This window comes from Dactylosporangium sp. CS-047395 (genome assembly GCF_050942185.1).
Classification (GTDB): domain Bacteria; phylum Actinomycetota; class Actinomycetes; order Mycobacteriales; family Micromonosporaceae; genus Dactylosporangium.
Window position 1 is genome coordinate 10,115,740 of the sequence record NZ_CP192015.1, and the last position, 17,256, is coordinate 10,132,995.

Consider the following 17,256-nt stretch of genomic DNA (forward strand, 5'->3'; position numbering starts at 1 on the left):
CTTCCGCCCCCACCCCCCAGGCAACACCACAAAACGCCGCTTGGGAGGGGCCAGCACCGACCGACCTGCGCTACCCTCTGCGTATGTCGCGAAGCACTCGACAGAACAGCTGGCGCGCCCGCTAGGGGCGGCCAGTCTTCGCGTTCGCGACAACCCCACATCACCAGGGCCGCCCGGAAACCGGGTGGCCTTCTTGGTGTGCGCGCACCGCCCGGGACCGGCGGCTCCGATTTGCAGGAGGAACAGTCCCATGTCCGACCGCCGCATCTCCGGTTTCAAGCCCACCGGCCCCCTGCAGCTCGGCAACTACGTCGGCGCCATCCGCCCGCTGGTGCTGGGCCAGGACCGGCCCACCGTCGCGTTCGTCGCCGACCTGCACGCCCTCACCGTGCCGCACGATCCCGAGCGCCTCCGCGACCTGACGCTGCAGGTCGCCGGGCTCCTGCTCGCCGCCGGCCTCGACCCGCGGCGCACGATCCTCTACCGGCAGTCCGACCTCGCCGCCCACTACGAGCTGCATTACCTGCTGGAGTGCACGACGAGCTACGGCGAGGCGCACCGCATGATCCAGTTCAAGGAGAAAGGCGGCGGCAGCGGTACCCGGCTGTCGCTGCTCACGTACCCCGTGCTCATGGCCGCGGACATCCTGTTGCACGACATCGCCGAGGTGCCCGTCGGCCGCGACCAGCGCCAGCACGTCGAACTGACCCGCGATCTGGCGCTGCGGTTCAACGAGCGGCACGGCCCGGTCTTCACCGTTCCGCGCGCCACGCACCCGGCGATCGCGGCCCGCCTCGCCGACCTGGCCGACCCGGCGGCCAAGATGGGCAAGACCAACACCGCCACCAACGGCGTGCTGTTCCTGCTCGACCCGCCGGACGTCCTCCGCCGCAAGATCATGCGGGCGGTCACCGACGCCGGCACCGAGGTCGCCTACGACCCCGAGGGCAAACCGGGCGTCTCCAACCTGCTCGATCTGCTGGCCACCTGTACGAACGCGCAGCCCGGACAGCTCGCCGCCGGCTACACCAGCTACGGCGCCCTGAAGACGGCCGTCGCCGACGCGGTGATCGCCCTGCTGGAGCCCATCCAGCGCCGCTACCGCGAGCTCGCCGCCGACGACATCGAACAGGCCCTCGCTCAGGGCGCGGAACAGGCCGCCGAACGCGCCGACGCCACGGTCCAGCGCGTCAAAACCGCGATGGGCCTCAGCAGGAAAGCGGTAAAAACCACCGTCACCAGCGGACGGCCCGCTCCCGCAGGTACCCCAGCGACGCCTCGGACGGCTCCGGCACCACGCTGAAGCGCGACGGCCGGTAGTCGATCTCCTCGATCACGAGATCGGCCTCGACCAGCAGCGCCCACGGCACGTGGAACACCTTCTCGCCCGGCACGGACACGCCCACCAGATCGACCACGGGCAGCAGCGCCGGCGTCCCCACGGTCCACTGGGCCGTCGTGAACGCCGAGCCGTCCGGCCGGGCGGCGAGGGTGGCCTCGGCCAGGTCCGGGTCGCCCAGCGTGCGCCGCTGGTGCTCGGCCACGTCGACCGCGAGCCGCCGGGCCGCCTTGGCCGCCGCGGGGTACGCCGGATGCCCCCGATCGGGCAGGAACGGCACCACCCGGCCGTCGTCGTCGGTGGTGTAGGCCATCGGCGAGAGCGGCCGCGGCGTGCGCGCGTACTCGTCGGCCGCGAGGTCGTAGAGCTGCTCGACCAGCCGCGGCTCGTCCGCGCACACGAGCAGCATCAGCGTGCTGGGCAGGAACGCCACCGCCCGGCCGCCGACCTGCTCGTCGAGCTCGGCGAGCCAGCCCTCCAGCAGGACCCAGGAGACCAGCTGCTCGCCGCCGTAGTCGGGCACGTGCAGTACCGATGGACCGAAAAAACCCGCCGAGGCCGGCAGTTCGGCGCGAGCGAGCGTGCGGTTGTGCGCCGCCGCGAAGATCGCCTCCGCGCTCACCCCCCAGCGCGCCGGGCTCTGGTTGTCCAGCGGCACGTCCCCGGCCAGCACCACCTCGTCGAGATGCGGCAGGGCGGGGCGGCGCAGCGTGCGGGTCCCGCGGGCGGCGTGGCGCAGGGCGAGCCGCAGCTCGGGCAGCGCCTCGGCGAAGGTCCTGGGCTGCGCCGGCGGGGCGAGGCTGTGCGCGACGAACTCCCGCACGAACTGCTTGCGGTCGCCGTGACTGCGCTGGTACTGCGAAAACGCCTTCGACAGGAAGAGTGTGCTGTACGCGTCCTGGCCGCATTCGCACACGATGGCGAACTGGGTCGGGCGGAATTCGGCGTCGGTGAACCCGCGTCGGCGCAGCTCGGCCAGCACCTGGTCGGCGAAGCGCTCCCGTGGTGAACGGGCCGGTCGGGTCAGCCGCTCGAGGATGCCCACCGACCGAACATTAGCCTCAGCCGAGCTCAGACGCGATGGGCTCCGGGGCAATCACGAGTTTTTCGTAGCACAGGCTGAGCGGGCTGTGTACGTACGGCCCATACGGCGGAATCGGTCGGTAACCGGCCGATTCGTACAATCGGATCGACTCCGGCTGCCGGGCGCCCGTTTCGAGCCGTATGAACAGGTAGTGCGAGGCCGCCGCGAGGTCCTCGAGCGCCGCGAGCGTGCGCCGGGCGATGCCGTTGCCGCGGTACACCGGGCGCACGTACATGCGCTTGACCTCGACGGTCTGGTCGTCGATGGGCTGGATCGCCCCGCACCCGGCGCCGATCCCGCCGATCGTGGCGAGCACGAACTTGGCCCGCGGGTCGATCGGGAACCGGCGGGCCTCCGTGTCGCCGTAGCGGCTCGCGGCCTCGTCGGCGGAGAGCGTGACGAGCTCGGCGACGGCCGGGTCGGTGGCCGCCTTGCGCAGCACGCGCACCTCGCCGGTGTCGTCGAAGCGCTTCTCGAAGCAGCGGCTGGCCTCGTACCGCACGTACCGGCCGAAGCGCGGGATGGGCCGGTAGCCGGCCCCGAGGAACAGCGCGATCGCCTCGGGCGCGGTCACGCCCGCCTCCAGCCGCAGCACCCGGTGGCCCCGGGACGCGGCGAGGTCCTCGATCGCGGCGAGCATGCGCCGGCCGAGCCCGCGGTTGCGGTACGCCGGGCGCACGTACAGCCTGGTCACCTCGGCCGCGTCCAGGTCCAGGGCGAGCAGCGCGCCGCAGGCCACGGCCTCCCCGCCGACGACCGCGACCAGGTAGCGGGCGGCCGGGTCGACCGCGTACACGTGGCCCTCCCGGCCACCGTCGCGCGTGCGCAGCTCGACCTGCTGGTCGACGACGAGCGCGCTCACCTCCGAGTCGCCCGATGGACGTTGCTCGATCAACATGGACCGACGGTACGCACCCTCGATTTCCCCGATGTTTCCCTGAACGGGCAGATCGCGTTGCGGGGCGCGTTAAAAATCGTCGTCGTCGGGCTCACTCGCGGGTGAAAGTTCCCGCTGCTCGTACGGGACGCGGCGGGCGGCCCGCATGGCCTTGCGCTCGGCCGCGCCGACCCGCTTGTTGGCGTCCTCGATGCGGTAGTCGGTGCCCCGGTTGCCGGGCACGAACTCCTCCTCGGCGAACTGGTTCGGCTGCCAGTCGAATTCACGGACGCCAATGCGAACCGGATCTCCCGGCTCCGCGCCGGCCTTCTTGAGCGCGGACTCGACGCCGAGGCGGGCGAGGCGGTCGGCAAGGTACCCGACGGCCTCGTCGTTGTCGAAGTTGGTCTGGCGCACCCAGCGCTCGGGCGCGCCGCCGCTGACCACGAACACGCCCTCGCTGTCGCGCTCGATGGTGAAGCCGCTGTCGTCGACCGCGACCGGGCGCAGCACGATCCGGGTCCGCTCCGGCGGCGGCGCGGCCAGCCGGTGCTCCTTGACCAGCGCGGCCAGGGCGAAGGTGAGCTCGCGCAGGTTCTCGTGGGTCACCGCGCTGACCAGGTGCACGGCGAAGCCGCGGTCCTCCAGCTCGGGCTGCATGATCTCGGCCAGGTCCCGCCCGTCGGGCACGTCGATCTTGTTGAGCACGACGAGCCGCGGCCGGTCCTCGAGCCCGCCGTACGCGGACAGCTCGGCCTCGATCGCGTCGATGTCCGACACCGGGTCGCGCTCGGTCTCCAGCGCCGCGCAGTCCACCACGTGGGCGAGCACCGCGGTGCGCTCGATGTGCCGCAGGAACTCCAGGCCCAGGCCCTTGCCGGTGGCCGCGCCGGGGATCAGCCCGGGCACGTCGGCGACGGTGAACGTCTCCTCGCCGGCCTGCACGACGCCGAGGTTGGGCACCAACGTGGTGAACGGGTAGTCGGCGATCTTTGGCCGAGCGGCGGAGATGGCGGCGATCAGCGACGACTTGCCGGCCGAGGGGAACCCGACCAGGCCGACGTCGGCGACGCTCTTGAGCTCCAGCACGACGTCGAGCTGCTCGCCCGGCTCGCCCAGCTCGGCGAAGCCCGGGGCCTTGCGGCGGGTGCTGGCCAGGGAGGCGTTGCCGCGCCCGCCCCGCCCGCCGCGGGCCAGCTCGAACTTGGTGCCGGCGCCCACGAGGTCGGCGAGCACCTCGCCGTCGACGGACTGCACTACGGTGCCGTCGGGCACCCGCAACTCCAGGGTCTCGCCGTTCGCGCCGTCGCGGTCGTTGCCGGCTCCCCCGGCGCCGTTGCGGGCCTTCTGGTGCGGGTGGAAGTGGAAGTCGAGCAGGGTGTGCACGCCCGGGTCGACGATGAGCGTGACGCTGCCGCCATGCCCGCCGTCGCCGCCGTCCGGCCCGCCGAACGGCTTGAACTTCTCCCGGTGGATGGACACGCAGCCGTGACCGCCGTCGCCGGCCTTCACGTGCAGCACGGCCCGGTCAACGAACGAGGTCACCGCAGAACACCCTTCCCTCAACGTCCCAATAACGCAGCAACGGCGGGCGAGGGACCGTCATGCCCCTGCCCGCCGCGCGCAAAACTTCCGAAAATCAGGCCTCGACCGGCGTGATGCTGATCGTCTTGCGGCCGCGCTTGGTGCCGAAGGTCACGTGACCCGGGGCGAGCGCGAAGAGCGTGTCGTCGCCGCCGCGGCCGACCAGGTCGCCCGGGTGGAACTTGGTGCCGCGCTGGCGGATGATGATCTCACCCGCGTTGACCAACTGGCCACCGAACCGCTTCACGCCGAGCCGCTGGGCGGCGGAGTCGCGCCCGTTCCGCGAGCTGGACGCACCCTTTTTGTGTGCCATCGCGCTTGCCCTACTTCCCGGTGGAGATGCCGGTGACCTTCACCTGGGTCAGCGGCTGACGGTGACCCTGGCGCTTGTGGTAGCCGGTCTTGTTCTTGAACTTGTGGATCCGGATCTTCGGACCCTTGGTGTGCGCGACGACCTCAGCGGTCACCGCGGAACTGGCAAGCTTGGCCGCGTCGGTGATGAGATCCTCGCCGTCGACAAGCAGGACAGCGGAGAGCGTCAGCGCATCGCCCGGCTCGCCCGCGAGCTTCTCGACCTCGATCACATCGCCCTCGGCGACCTTGTACTGCTTGCCGCCGGTCTTGACGATCGCGTACATGGGACGCGGACTCCTGTCGTAGAGCTCTGGCGGGCTGGTCCAAGCTGCGTAGCCTGACCGGCACGCAAAAGACCCCGCGCACGAAAGTGCGCTTTGAAGAGAGTACGCCACCAGGGGCGTACTCCCCAAATCAGGGCCGGGTCCGGCGGCGGACGCCACCCCGGCGAGTGCGGCGCCGGGCCCCGTTGCCGGCGCCCTCTTCCTCGTCGTCCTCGACGTTGTCGGGGTCGTCCTCGGAGGCGATCGGCGTGAAGTCGCCCTCCTCACCCGGATCGGCCCGGTGCGGATCGGCCCGGTGCGCCTCGACGGCCGGCGACTCCTCGGCGGTCTCCTCCTCGGCGACCGCGGTGGCCCCGCGGCGGCCCCGGCGGCGGCTGCGCGGCGCGGGTGCGTCGGCCTCCTCCACCCCGGAGGTGACGCCCGGCCCGGTCGCGGCCGAGGCGACCTTGGCGACCGCGTGACTGTGGCCGTTGCCGCCGCCCCCACCGCCGCCGCCGCCGCGCTTCTCCGGGATCGGCTCGGTGTGGATGATCAGGCCGCGGCCCTTGCAGACCTCGCAGGTCTCGCTGAAGGCCTCCAGCAGACCCTGGCCGACCCGCTTGCGGGTCATCTGGACCAGGCCGAGCGAGGTGATCTCGGTGACCTGGTGCTTGGTCCGGTCCCGGCCCAGGCACTCGGTCAGCCGGCGCAGCACCAGCTCGCGGTTGGACTCCAGGACCATGTCGATGAAGTCGATGACGATGATGCCGCCGAGGTCGCGCAGCCGCAGCTGGTGGACGATCTCCTCGGCCGCCTCCAGGTTGTTGCGGGTGACCGTCTCCTCGAGGTTGCCCCCGGCGCCGGTGTACTTGCCGGTGTTCACGTCGATGACGGTCATCGCCTCGGTGCGGTCGATGACCAGGCTGCCGCCGGAGGGCAGGAACACCCGCCGGTCCAGCGCCTTGATCAGCTGCTCGTCGATGCGCAGGTCGGCGAAGACGTCGCCGGTGCCGGTGTAGCGGCGCACCCGGTCGACGAGGTCCGGCGAGACGTGCGAGAGGTAGGGCTCGACCGAGTCGAAGGCCTCGTTGCCCTGGATGACCAGCTCGCGGAAGTCCTCGTTGAACAGGTCCCGCACGACCCGCACGACCAGCTCGGGCTCCTCGTAGAGCAGGGCCGGCGCACTGCTGCTGCGGGACTTCTCCTGGATCGCCTCCCACTGCGCCTGCAGCCGCTTGACGTCGCGCTCCAGGTCGTCCTCGGAGGCGCCCTCGGCCGCGGTGCGCACGATCACGCCGGCGCCGTCGGGCACCAGGTTCTTGAGCACGTCACGCAGCCGCTTGCGCTCGATGTCGGAGAGCTTGCGGCTGATCCCGGAGGCGTTGCCGTGCGGCACGTAGACCAGGTGCCGCCCGGACAGCGCGATGTGGCTGGTGAGGCGGGCCCCCTTGGTGCCGATCGGGTCCTTGGTGACCTGCACGAGCACCGAGTCGCCGGACTTCAGCGCCTGCTCGATGGTGCGGGTGCGGCCCTCCAGGCCGGTGGCGTCCCAGTTGACCTCGCCGGCGTAGAGCACGGCGTTGCGGCCCCGGCCGATGTCGACGAACGCCGCCTCCATGCTGGGCAGCACGTTCTGGACGCGCCCGAGGTAGACGTTGCCGACCATCGAGCTCGACGAGGCCCGGGTCACGTAGTGCTCGACGAGCACCTTGTCCTCGAGCACGGCGATCTGGGTCCGGTCGTTCTTCTGCCGGATGACCATGCTGCGGTCCACGGCCTCGCGGCGGGCCAGGAACTCCGACTCGCTCAGGATCGGCGGGCGGGTCCGGCGCTGCTCGCGGCCGTCCCGGCGGCGCTGGCGCTTGGCCTCCAGCCGGGTCGAGCCGGAGACGCCCTGCACCTCGTCGCGGGCGGCCGAGCGCGGCTCGCGGATCTTGACGACCACGTGCGGGTCGTCGGCGGCCTCGGTGTCGGCGGCGCCCTTGCGCCGGCGGCGGCGCCGGCGGCGGGTCAGGCCCTCGCCGTCCTCGTCGCCCTCGTCCTCGGCGGACGCCTCCTCCGCCTCCTCGGCGGCGGCCTCCTCGCCCTCGGCGGTCTCGTCGCCCTCGTCGTCGTCGCCCACGCCGCCCCGGCCGCGTCCACGGCCACGCCGGCCCCGGCGGCGCCGGCGGCGGCCGCTGCCCTCGAAGCCGTCCTCGTCCTCGTCCTCGTCGGCCTCGGTGTCGGCCTCGTCGGTCTCGACGGCGGCCTCCACCGCCTCGGCGGGCGCCTCGGCGACGACCTCCTCGGCCGCGGCCCGGCCCCGGCGGCGCCGGCGGCTGCGGCCGACCGGCTCCTCCTCGGCGAGCTCCTCGTCCTCCACGCGCTCGGCGCGCTCCACGCGCTCGACCCGCTCGGCACGGGCCGGCGGTGGTGGTGCCTGCTCGCTGGGCGGCATGAACAGCAGCTGGACGGCGGGGGCAGCCCGGCGCCCGCGGCGGGCCGGCGGCTCGTCCTCCACGACCAGGGGCTCGAGCTCCTCGGGCGTGTCGGAGTCCTGCTCGGCCTCCTCGGCCGCGATCTCGTCGCCGAGCGGCTCTTCCTCTTCCGGAAGCTCCTCGGCGACGGGCAGCGGCTCGGGCTCGGGCTCCGGCTCGGGTTCCACGACCTTGGCCCGGGAGCGCCGGGTCCGGGTCGTCTTCACCGGCGCGGGCGGTTCCTCCAGCGGAAGGGCCTGCTGCCCAGACTCGCCGGATTCGCCCGTTTCGTCAGGTTCGGCGACCTTGCGGCGCCGACGGGTGGTCCGCGGCGCGGGCTCCTCCTCGGCGGAGGCGGGGGGTGCCGACTCCTCCGGAGCAGGCGGCTCGGCGGCGGCCTTGGTAGCCCGGCGGCGCGTGCGCCGCACGGGTGCGGTGGTCTCTTCGTCGCTGGCTGCGGCAGCAGCCACCGGCTCCTCGCCGGTGGTCTCGCCGCCGGCCGACTCGTTGTCGAACATGCGGACGTTCTCCAGTTCTGGTGCTCCCGGGCGCGTAGAACGCAGCCACACAGGCACACCCATATATGTTGTGCCGGCGGAGGTATCCGCGACGCGGACGATCCGCCGAAAGTCTGCCAACCTCGCGCCCTGGCGACCGGCATCCCGCCACCTGGCGGTCTACCCGTCGACTACGGCGACGAAGTCCCGACGACTGCCGCCGGCCGATCCGCGTCGCCGGACTGGGCGAGCGGATCGACGAACTCCCCCTGCTCGGTCAGCACTCCCTGAGCCAGTCGGGTCGCACGGGGCGGAACCGGCGGCTCCAGGTCGGCCACAACGCGCAGACCGGACAGCACATCGTCGGGTCGAACGGTCGGGGTCACCTGCCGCACGACAAGGTCGAGTATCGCACACGGTATGTCGGTGACCTCGGAAGGTACGTCACTGACCGCGATATCCGACAGAATTTCAAGATCGGAAGCCTCGAGCCGGACCACCGCGGCGCGTGTGTCGAAGGTCCGGCGGCCCTGCTTGGTGAGGCGTTCGACGAGCACTTCGGGCGCGTCGAGGAAGGCCCGGACGGCGACGGCGGCGTCCTGCCCGGAGATGCCCGGAAGCTCGACACGCCAGCTCGACGCGTCGATCCGGTCGGCGAGGCTGCCCCCGCCGGTGAGTGGTGACTCGACCGCCTCCAGCACGTCGAGGCCGGGCGAGAGGGCCGCGTCGAGGGCCCGGCGCAGGTCGGCCGGGTCCACCACGGCCCGCAGGCCGATCTCGAGGTACTCGGCCTCGCTGGCCACCCCCGTCGGCGCGGCGGAGGCGTAGGAGACCTTGGGGTGCGGGGTGAAGCCCTGGGAGTACGCGATGGGGACGTTCGCCCGCAGCAGCGCCCGCTCGAACGCACGGGCGAAGTCGCGGTGGGAGGTGAAGCGCAGCGGGCCCCGCTTGGCGTAGCGGAGCCTGATCCGCTGCACCACGGGGTCCTGGTTGCCCTCCGGCTGCCGCTTAGGCATGCGGCACCCGCAGGCCCGACACCGGCGTGAGCGGGAGCAGCTTGCGGCCGGTGGGCCCGATCTGGATCTCGGTGTCCTGGCTGGGGCACACGCCGCAGTCGAAGCACGGCGTCCAGCGGCAGTCGTCCTGCTCGTAGCCGGTCAGGGCGTCCTGCCAGTCCTGCCAGAGCCAGTCCTTGTCCAGCCCGGAGTCGAGGTGGTCCCAGGGCAGCACCTCGACCTGCTCGCGCTCCCGGGTGGTGTACCAGGCCAGGTCCACGCCGTAGGCCGGCAGCACCTCGGCCGCCGCCTCGACCCAGCGCTGGAAGGAGAAGTGCTCCGACCAGCCGTCGAAGCGGCCGCCGTTTTCCCAGACCCGCCGGATCACGGCCCCGACCCGCCGGTCGCCCCGGCTGAGCAGCCCCTCGACCTGCGAGGGCTCCCCGTCGTGGTACCGGTACCCGATCGCCTTGCCCAGCGAGCGGTCCGAGTTGATGGCGTCCTTGAGCGCCTTGAGCCGCCGGTCGATGACCTCCGGCTCCTCCATCGGCGCCCACTGGAACGGCGTGTGCGGCTTGGGCACGAAGCCGCCGATCGAGACCGTGCAGCGGATGTTCCGCGAGCCGGTCGCCTGGCGCCCGCTGCGGATCACCTCGTGCGCGAGCTTGGCGATCTGCAGCACGTCGTCGTCGGTCTCGGTGGGCAGGCCGCACATGAAGTACAGCTTCACCTGCCGCCACCCGTTGGTGTAGGCGGTGACGACCGTGCGGATCAGGTCCTCCTCGGTGACCATCTTGTTGATCACCTGGCGGATGCGCTCGGAGCCGCCCTCGGGAGCGAAGGTGAGGCCCGTGCGCCGCCCGTTGCGGGACAGCTCCTGGGCGAGCGTCACGTTGAACGCGTCCACGCGCGTGGAGGGCAGCGACAGCGACACGTTGGTGCCCTCGTACTGCTGGGCGAGGCCCGAGCACATGTCGCCGATCTCGGAGTGGTCGGCCGAGGACAGCGAGAGCAGCCCGACCTCGTGGAAGCCGGAGAACTCCAGCCCCTCCTTGACCATCTGCCCCACGGTGGTGATGCTGCGCTCGCGCACCGGCCGGGTGATCATGCCGGCCTGGCAGAAGCGGCACCCGCGCGTGCAGCCGCGGAAGATCTCCACCGCATAGCGCTCGTGCACCGTCTCGGCCAGCGGGACCAGGGGCTTCTTCGGGTACGGCCACGCGTCGAGGTCCATCGTGGTGCGCTTGTGCACCCGGAAGGGCACGTCGGCGCGGTTGGGCACGACCCGCTGGATGCGCCCGTCGGGCAGGTAGTCCACGTCGTAGAAGCGCGGCACGTAGACCGACTCGGTGCGGGCCAGGCGCAGCAGCAGCTCGTCGCGGCCGCCCGGCTCGCCCTCGGCCTTCCACGTGCGGACGATGCCGGTGATCTCGAGGACCGCCTCCTCGCCGTCGCCGAGCACGGCGGCGTCGATGAAGTCGGCGATCGGCTCCGGGTTGAAGGCCGCGTGGCCGCCCGCGATCACGATCGGGTGCCGGGCATCCCGCTCGCGCGCGTCGAGCGGGATGCCGGCCAGGTCGAGCATGGTGAGCAGGTTCGTGTAGCCCAGCTCGGTCGAGAACGACACGCCGAACAGGTCGAACGCGGTGACCGGGCGGTGCGCGTCCACGGTGAACTGCGGCACGCCCTCGGAGCGCATGAGCTTCTCCAGGTCGGGCCAGACCGCATAGGTGCGCTCGGCGAGCACGTCGGGCTGCTCGTTGAGCACCTCGTAGAGGATCTGCACGCCCTGGTTGGGCAGGCCGACCTCGTAGGCGTCCGGGTAGGACAGCACCCAGCGCACGGTGACGGCGTCCCAGTCCTTCACGACCGCGCCCAGCTCACCGCCGACGTACTGGATCGGCTTGCTGATCTGAGGCAGCAGTCGCTCGAGTTGGGGGAAGACGCTCGTCACACTCACGGAATACCAGAGTACCTACCCCGGGACCTGTTCTCCTCGCTGCCGCCGGTGCGGAGCGCGCCCGCGGGGCTGGCGGGGCGCCGGAGTGCCCGGGTGAGGATCGGGAATCCGCAGCGTAACCGGGTTGCCGGCGGTCACCGAGACGTGCTCGTCGTGGTGGCGCAGCGCGATCTCGCCCTGGTCCACGGTGTAGGTCGCCTGCCTGTGGTCGATCTCCACCCGCAGGACGTCGCCGTGGATGGTCACCGCGAACTTGAGCTTGTCGATCCGGGACGGCAGCCGGGGCATGAACGTGAGCTCGCCGCCGTAGTCGCGCATGCCGCCGAAGCCCGCCACGATGGCCAGCCAGGTGCCGGCCAGCGAGGCCATGTGCAGCCCGTCGCCCGCGTTGCGCTGCAGGTCGTACAGGTCGACGAAGGCCGCCTCGCCCAGGTAGTCGTACGCGAGCTCGGTGTGCCCGACCTCGGCCGCCATGACCGCCTGGGTGCACGCCGACAGCGAGGAGTCACGGACCGTGCGCTCGTCGTAGTAGTGGAAGTTGCGGGCCTTCTCCTCGGCCGTGAACGCGTCGCCGCGCCAGTGCATGGCCAGCACGAGGTCGGCCTGCTTGACCACCTGGCGGCGGTACAGGTCGAAGTACGGGTAGTGCAGCAGCAGCGGGTAGTGGTCCTTCGGCGTGTTGGCGAAGTCCCACTCCTGGTGCAGGGTGAAGTTCGCCGACTGCTGGTGCACGCCCAGCTCCCGGTCGTAGGGCAGGTGCACCCGCGCGGCCGCGTCGCGCCACGAGGACACCTCCTCGTCGTCGACCCCGAACTCGCGGGCCTTCTCCGGGTGCCGCTCGGCCGCGTCGGCCGCGTGCCGCAGATTGTGCTGCGCCATGAGGTTCGTGTAGATGTTGTCGTCCGCGATCGCGGAGTACTCGTCCGGGCCGGTCACCCCGTCGATGTGGAACACGCCGTGGCGGTCGTGGTGGCCCAGCGAGCGCCACAGCCGGGCGGTCTCGACGAGCAGTTCGAGCCCGTACTCCTGCTCGAACTGATGATCGCCGGTGGCCTGCACGTAGCGCACGACCGCGGCGGCGATGTCGGCGTTGACGTGGAAGCCCGCGGTGCCGGCCGGCCAGTAGGCCGAGCACTCCTGACCGCGGATGGTGCGCCAGGGGAAGGTGGCGCCCTTGAGGCCGAGCTGGCGGGCGCGGTCCCGGGCCAGGTCGAGGGTGTCGTGGCGCCACCGCAGCCCGTCCCGCGCGACCTGCGGGTGGGTGTAGGTCAGCACCGGCAGCACGAAGCTCTCGGTGTCCCAGAAGACATGGCCGTCGTACCCGCGGCCGGTGAGCCCCTTGGCCGCGATCGGGCGGGCCTCGGCGCGGGCGCCGGCCTGCATGAGGTGGAACAGCGCGAACCGGACGGCCTGCTGGATCTCCGAGTCACCGTCGATCTCGACGTCGGCCTGGGCCCAGAACTGGTCCAGGTAGGTCCGCTGGGCCTTCACGAGGCCGTCCCAGCCGCCCAGCTTGGCCCCGGCCACGGCGCCGTGCACCTGGTCGCGGATGGCCTGGCGGGAGCGCTGGCTGGACCAGCCGTAGGCGAGGTACTTCACGATCCGCAGCCGCTGGCCGGGCTGCAGCTCGCAGGCGAACGTGGTGCGGGCCCAGTCGTCGGTGGAGTCGGTGTGCGTGCGCACCGGCACCGGCGCCTCGACCTCGTGGTCCATCTCGGCCCCGAGGCGCAGGCGGCTCGCGTTGGTGCGGTGCAGCAGCTGGGCGTCGAGGTCGCGGGCGTAGTGGCCCTCCCCGACCAGCGCGTGGCCGAGGGCGGCGGCGACCCGCGGGTCCTTGCTCGGGGTGGGCACGTCCTCGTTGGCCACCAGCTCGGACTGCACGATGATCCGGGCCGGCTGGTCGACCGGCTCGACCTCGTAGAGGAAGGCGGCCACCGAGCGCTGCTCCAGCGAGACCAGCCGGACCGTGCGGACCTTGACCCGCTGCCCGGCCGGCGAGACCCACTCGACGTCCCGCAGCAGGGTGCCGCCGCGCAGGTCGAGCACGCGCTCGTGGGCGACCAGGTTGCCGTAGCGCACGTCGAACGGCTCGTCGTCGACCAGCAGCCGGAAGACCTTGCCGTTGGTCACGTTGAGGATCGTCTGGCCCTCCTCCGGGAAGCCGTACCCGGCCTCCGCGTAGGGCAGCGGGCGCTCCTCGAAGAAGGAGTTCAGGTAGGTCCCGGGCAGGCCGAACGGCTCGCCCTCGTCCAGGTTGCCGCGCAGGCCGATGTGCCCGTTGGCCAGCGAGAACAGCGACTCGGTCTGGGCCAGCGTCTCGACGTCCAGACTCGTCTCGCGCAGCGCCCAGGGTTCGACGGGAAAGACGCTCACGATTGCTCCTCGAGAAGCTCTCCGATGTCCTTGACCACCTTGTCGGCGCCGGAGCGCGCCAGGTCGTCGGCGTGCTTGCCGCCGACCCGGTCCACCCCGACGACGTAGAAGCCGCCGGCGTGACCCGCGGTCACCCCGGCCAGCGCGTCCTCGAACACGACCGCGTTGTGCGGCTCGACGCCCAGCTCGCGCGCGGCCTCCAGGAACGTGTCCGGGGCCGGCTTGCCCTTGAGCCCGCGCTCGCGGATGGTCACCCCGTCGACCCGCGCCTCGAGGTACTGATCCAGCCCGGTGTTGGTGATGACCTGCAGCGTGTTGGCGCTGGAGCTGACCACGGCGCAGCGCAGCCCGGCCGCCCGCGCCTTCCGCAGGTACGTCACGGAGGTCGGGTACGGCTCCAGCTTGCCCTCGTCCAGCAGCTTCAGCACCTGGACGTTCTTGCGGTTGCCCAGCCCCCAGACCGTCTCGGCCCCGGGCGGGTCGTCGGGAGTGCCCTCCGGCAGCGTGATGCCGCGGGAGGCCAGGAAGTCGCGGACGCCCGCCTCGCGGGGCTTGCCGTCGACGTAGTCGTTGTAGTCGTGGACCGGGTCGAACTCCTGCTGACCCCTGGCCTTGAGGAATTCGTTGAACATCGCGGTCCAGGCCTTGTTGTGGATGACCGCCGTCGGGGTCAGCACACCATCGAGATCGAACAGGCACGCGGTGACATGATCCGGTAGACCCAGCACTCCTTCGACGTTATCCCCGATCAGCGAACTCTGCGCGGCGTGCACGGGATCGCTAGCCTTCCAGTTGTGACACATCCGCCACCGGGCGAGCCGCCGAACTCACCCACGTGGGTCGGTTCCGCCTCCGTACCCCAGGGCGGATCGCGCCGGCGCCGCCAGTGGGAGGACACCCTCGACCTCCCGGCCGAACCCGAGACGCGGGAGCTCCCGCGGACCCGTGAGCTGCCGGCGAACCCTCCCCAGCCACAGCCTCAACCCCAGCCGCAGATCCGCTACGTGCCGGTCGTCCCGCCGGGCTACGGACCCCTCCCGCCGGGCTACCGGCCGGGCCCGTTCCCGCCTCCCCCGCAGTACCGGAGGCGGCGCAAGTGGCCCTGGGTGATGCTGTTCCTGCTGGTCCTGTGCGCCGGCTGCTGCGGCGGCTCGTACGCCTGGGCGCGGCCGTGGTGGGTGCAGTACCCGGCCTCGGTGAACGTCGACGCGGGCGTGGCCGGCCTGACCAGGCTCACGGACGCGGGCAGCAAGAAGACCGCGGAGCAGCTGCAGACCGCGCTGACCTCGGACCACCTCGACGAGTCCGGGTTCACGGTGGCGTACCAGGACAACGCCGACGGCAAGGCCAAGATCCTGGTCTTCGGGGCGACCCGGTTCATCACCGACCCCGCCCGGGACCTCGACGCCAGCCTGGGCAAGCTCGGCACCAAGATCCAGGTGCAGAACGTCCGCGACGTCGAGCCGGGGGTGCTCGGCGGCGAGCAGCGCTGCGCCGCCTCCCGCCTGGACGGCCGCCCGGCCACCGTCTGCGGCTGGGCCGACCACGGCGTGATCGCGATCGCCGTCTTCGCCGGCAAGACCGTCGACGAGGCCTCCCGCTCCATGCAGTCCATCCGCGCCGCGATCGTCAACCGCGACTAGCGCGCCCCGCCGCGGTCTTGAGGGGGTGTGGGTGGAGCGAAGCTCCCCCACTGCTTTTCAGGACATCACGGTGTCCAGCTTGGTGCCCAGGCACCCATACAGTGAACGACCCCGGGGGAAAGAGCGCTGGGAACGCTCTCTCCCCCGGAGCCGGTTGGTGGAGGAAGGACCTAGGGCAGTGTCGCCAGGTGCGGCTTCACCGTCTTCGCGAAGCCGTTGCCGTTCTTCACGTCCCAGTTGATCGACCAGGTCATCGCCCCGCGGATGCCGGGATACGTGTGCGGGGGTTTGAAACTTCCGCAGTTGGTACCGGCGGCAAGGCAGTCCAGCGCCTGGTTCACCAGCGCCGGGGCGACCACGCCGCCGCCCGCCGCGCCCGGTCCGGCCGGCAGGCCCAGGGCCACCTGGTCGGGGCGCAGGCCGTTCTCCAGCTGGATGCAGGCCAGGGCGGTCATGAAGTTGACCGTGCCCTGCGAGTACGCCTGCATCTGGTCGCAGCCGAGCATGCTGCCGGAGTTGTAGAACTGGGTGTAGACGACGGTGAGGATGTCCTTGATCGACAGGGCCAGGGCGAAGTAGCTGCTGCCGGTGGACTGCATGTCGATCGTCTGCGGCGCCATCGTGATGATCAGGCCCGCGCCGGCCTTGGCCCGCAGCGAGCGCAGCGCCTGCGCCATGTACGTCGGGTTCAGGCCGTTCTCGAGGTCGATGTCGATGCCGTCGAAGCCGTACTGCTGCATCAGCGCGTAGGCCGTGTTGGCGAAGTTGGTGGCCGAGGCGGAGTCGCCCACGCTGACCCGGCCGGTCTCGCCGCCGACGGAGAGGATGACCTTCTTGCCCCGCGAGTGCAGGGTCGCGATGTCGGCCTTCTGGTCGGCGTCGGAGTAGCCGCCGAGCGCGCTGGACAGCCCGGAGTCGGCCGCGTAGGTCAGCGAGCCGGGCGAGGAGCCGGCCTCCGCGAACGCCACGTCGATCAGGTCGTACTCGCTGGGCACGTCCCGTAGCCGCAGGGGCGTGGCCGGGTTGACGAAGTTCTGCCAGTACCCGGTGAGGAAGTGCTTGGGCAGCGAGCCGGTCGGGTTCGACGGGGACGTCGAGGGCGAGCTGGACGGCGACTTCGAGGCCGACGGGGACTGGGACGGGGACTTGGACGGCGAGGCCGAGGCCGAGGGGGACTTCGACGGCGTGGTCGGCTCCAGCGTGGTCGGCAGGCCGCCCGGGCCGTTGAGCGAGAAGTCGTCGGCGGTGTACGCCGGCTGGCCGTACCAGCCGTGCACGAAGACGGTCGCCTTGGTCTGCCCGGCGGCGGTGGTGAACGGCACGGACAGCTGCTGGTAACCGCTGCTGCCGGGGGTCCAGGTGCTGGCGTCGACGCCGCCGGTCACGCCGATGAAGACGTAGGAGCCGTTGACCCAGCCCGTGAGGGTGTACTTCGTGTTCGGCTGGACCGTCACGACCTGCGAGCACTGGGCGGTGGTGCCGCCGGGCGTACCGGCGAGCTTGTAGGTGCCGGAGTGGGCGGAGCCGGACGTCACGGACGCGGACTCACACGTCCAGGCGGACGCGTTGCCGGTCTCGAACCCGGGGTTGGTGATCAGCTCGGCGGCGGAAGCGGGCAGCGCGATCAGGACCCCGGCCAGGGTCATGACCGCCGCACCGGCCCCGGCGAGCAGGGTGATGTGGCGTCTACGCATGGGCTCTCCAGAGGGGGGTGACGTCGATGGGCGTCGACGTGTCCTCTCACGTTCCACGGACCGGAAATTAATGTCAAGGTTTCTTTACTATTTGATAAGGCTCCCGGGAAAACCCGGTTACGCGGCGCGCTATCCTC

General features: G+C 71.5%; 13 protein-coding genes. 2 read left to right on the forward strand and 11 right to left on the reverse strand.

Annotation, left to right across the window (positions count from 1 at the left end; genetic code table 11):
* Positions 1-250: 250 nt before the first annotated feature.
* Positions 251-1,303 (forward strand): tryptophan--tRNA ligase, encoded by a 1,053-nt coding sequence (gene trpS / locus ACQP00_RS47250; RefSeq protein WP_433210260.1) that lies wholly within the window; start codon positions 251-253, stop codon positions 1,301-1,303.
* Here the strand turns inward: trpS and ACQP00_RS47255 are convergent.
* From ACQP00_RS47255 to ACQP00_RS47300, 10 genes are all read right to left on the reverse strand, one after another.
* Positions 1,236-2,384, reverse strand: coding sequence for a hypothetical protein (locus ACQP00_RS47255; protein ID WP_433210262.1), 1,149 nt, complete (start codon positions 2,382-2,384; stop codon positions 1,236-1,238). The genes trpS and ACQP00_RS47255 overlap by 68 nt on opposite strands.
* 16 nt (positions 2,385-2,400) lie before the next feature.
* Positions 2,401-3,321 (reverse strand): GNAT family N-acetyltransferase, encoded by a 921-nt coding sequence (locus ACQP00_RS47260; protein WP_433210263.1) that lies wholly within the window; start codon positions 3,319-3,321, stop codon positions 2,401-2,403.
* Between the two features lie 69 nt (positions 3,322-3,390).
* Complete coding sequence (obgE, locus tag ACQP00_RS47265; protein ID WP_433210265.1) at positions 3,391-4,845, reverse strand: GTPase ObgE; 1,455 nt, start codon at positions 4,843-4,845, stop codon at positions 3,391-3,393.
* A gap of 94 nt (positions 4,846-4,939) precedes the next feature.
* Positions 4,940-5,197, reverse strand: a complete 258-nt coding sequence (gene rpmA / locus ACQP00_RS47270; RefSeq protein ID WP_433051333.1) for a 50S ribosomal protein L27 — start codon at positions 5,195-5,197, stop codon at positions 4,940-4,942.
* A 10-nt stretch (positions 5,198-5,207) separates the two neighbouring features.
* Positions 5,208-5,522, reverse strand: a complete 315-nt coding sequence (rplU, locus tag ACQP00_RS47275) for a 50S ribosomal protein L21 (RefSeq protein ID WP_433051336.1) — start codon at positions 5,520-5,522, stop codon at positions 5,208-5,210.
* A gap of 130 nt (positions 5,523-5,652) precedes the next feature.
* Positions 5,653-8,475 carry an Rne/Rng family ribonuclease gene (locus ACQP00_RS47280; protein WP_433210267.1) on the reverse strand — a complete coding sequence of 941 codons (2,823 nt, stop codon included), beginning with the start codon at positions 8,473-8,475 and terminating at the stop codon, positions 5,653-5,655.
* Between the two features lie 170 nt (positions 8,476-8,645).
* Positions 8,646-9,392, reverse strand: a complete 747-nt coding sequence (locus ACQP00_RS47285) for a TIGR03936 family radical SAM-associated protein (RefSeq protein WP_433224249.1) — start codon at positions 9,390-9,392, stop codon at positions 8,646-8,648.
* A gap of 70 nt (positions 9,393-9,462) precedes the next feature.
* A complete protein-coding gene (locus ACQP00_RS47290) occupies positions 9,463-11,409 on the reverse strand; it encodes a TIGR03960 family B12-binding radical SAM protein (RefSeq protein ID WP_433210269.1) in 1,947 nt (648 codons plus the stop codon).
* 15 nt (positions 11,410-11,424) lie between these two features.
* Positions 11,425-13,782, reverse strand: coding sequence for a glycoside hydrolase family 65 protein (locus ACQP00_RS47295; protein WP_433210271.1), 2,358 nt, complete (start codon positions 13,780-13,782; stop codon positions 11,425-11,427).
* Positions 13,779-14,510: a beta-phosphoglucomutase family hydrolase gene (locus ACQP00_RS47300; protein WP_433210273.1), complete on the reverse strand. Its 732-nt coding sequence runs from the start codon at positions 14,508-14,510 to the stop codon at positions 13,779-13,781. Before ACQP00_RS47300 ends, ACQP00_RS47295 begins: the two co-directional genes overlap by 4 nt.
* 66 nt (positions 14,511-14,576) lie before the next feature.
* Between ACQP00_RS47300 and ACQP00_RS47305 the strand changes: the two genes are divergently transcribed.
* The gene (locus tag ACQP00_RS47305; RefSeq protein WP_433210275.1) at positions 14,577-15,425 is read left to right on the forward strand and encodes a hypothetical protein; all 849 of its coding nucleotides are present in this window, start codon (positions 14,577-14,579) and stop codon (positions 15,423-15,425) included.
* A gap of 170 nt (positions 15,426-15,595) precedes the next feature.
* Here ACQP00_RS47305 and ACQP00_RS47310 read toward each other — a convergent pair whose 3' ends face one another.
* A complete protein-coding gene (locus tag ACQP00_RS47310; RefSeq protein WP_433210277.1) occupies positions 15,596-17,119 on the reverse strand; it encodes a chitinase in 1,524 nt (507 codons plus the stop codon).
* Positions 17,120-17,256: the final 137 nt, after the last annotated feature.

Excerpts from the sequence above, each read along its gene's own strand:
- trpS (WP_433210260.1), top strand. The coding sequence starts at position 251 with ATGTCCGACCGCCGCATCTCCGGTTTCAAGCCCACCGGCCCCCTGCAG.
- ACQP00_RS47280 (WP_433210267.1), bottom strand. The coding sequence starts at position 8,475 with ATGTTCGACAACGAGTCGGCCGGCGGCGAGACCACCGGCGAGGAGCCG.
- rplU (WP_433051336.1), bottom strand. The coding sequence starts at position 5,522 with ATGTACGCGATCGTCAAGACCGGCGGCAAGCAGTACAAGGTCGCCGAG.
- rpmA (WP_433051333.1), bottom strand. The coding sequence starts at position 5,197 with ATGGCACACAAAAAGGGTGCGTCCAGCTCGCGGAACGGGCGCGACTCC.
- ACQP00_RS47260 (WP_433210263.1), bottom strand. The coding sequence starts at position 3,321 with ATGTTGATCGAGCAACGTCCATCGGGCGACTCGGAGGTGAGCGCGCTC.
- ACQP00_RS47310 (WP_433210277.1), bottom strand. The coding sequence starts at position 17,119 with ATGCGTAGACGCCACATCACCCTGCTCGCCGGGGCCGGTGCGGCGGTC.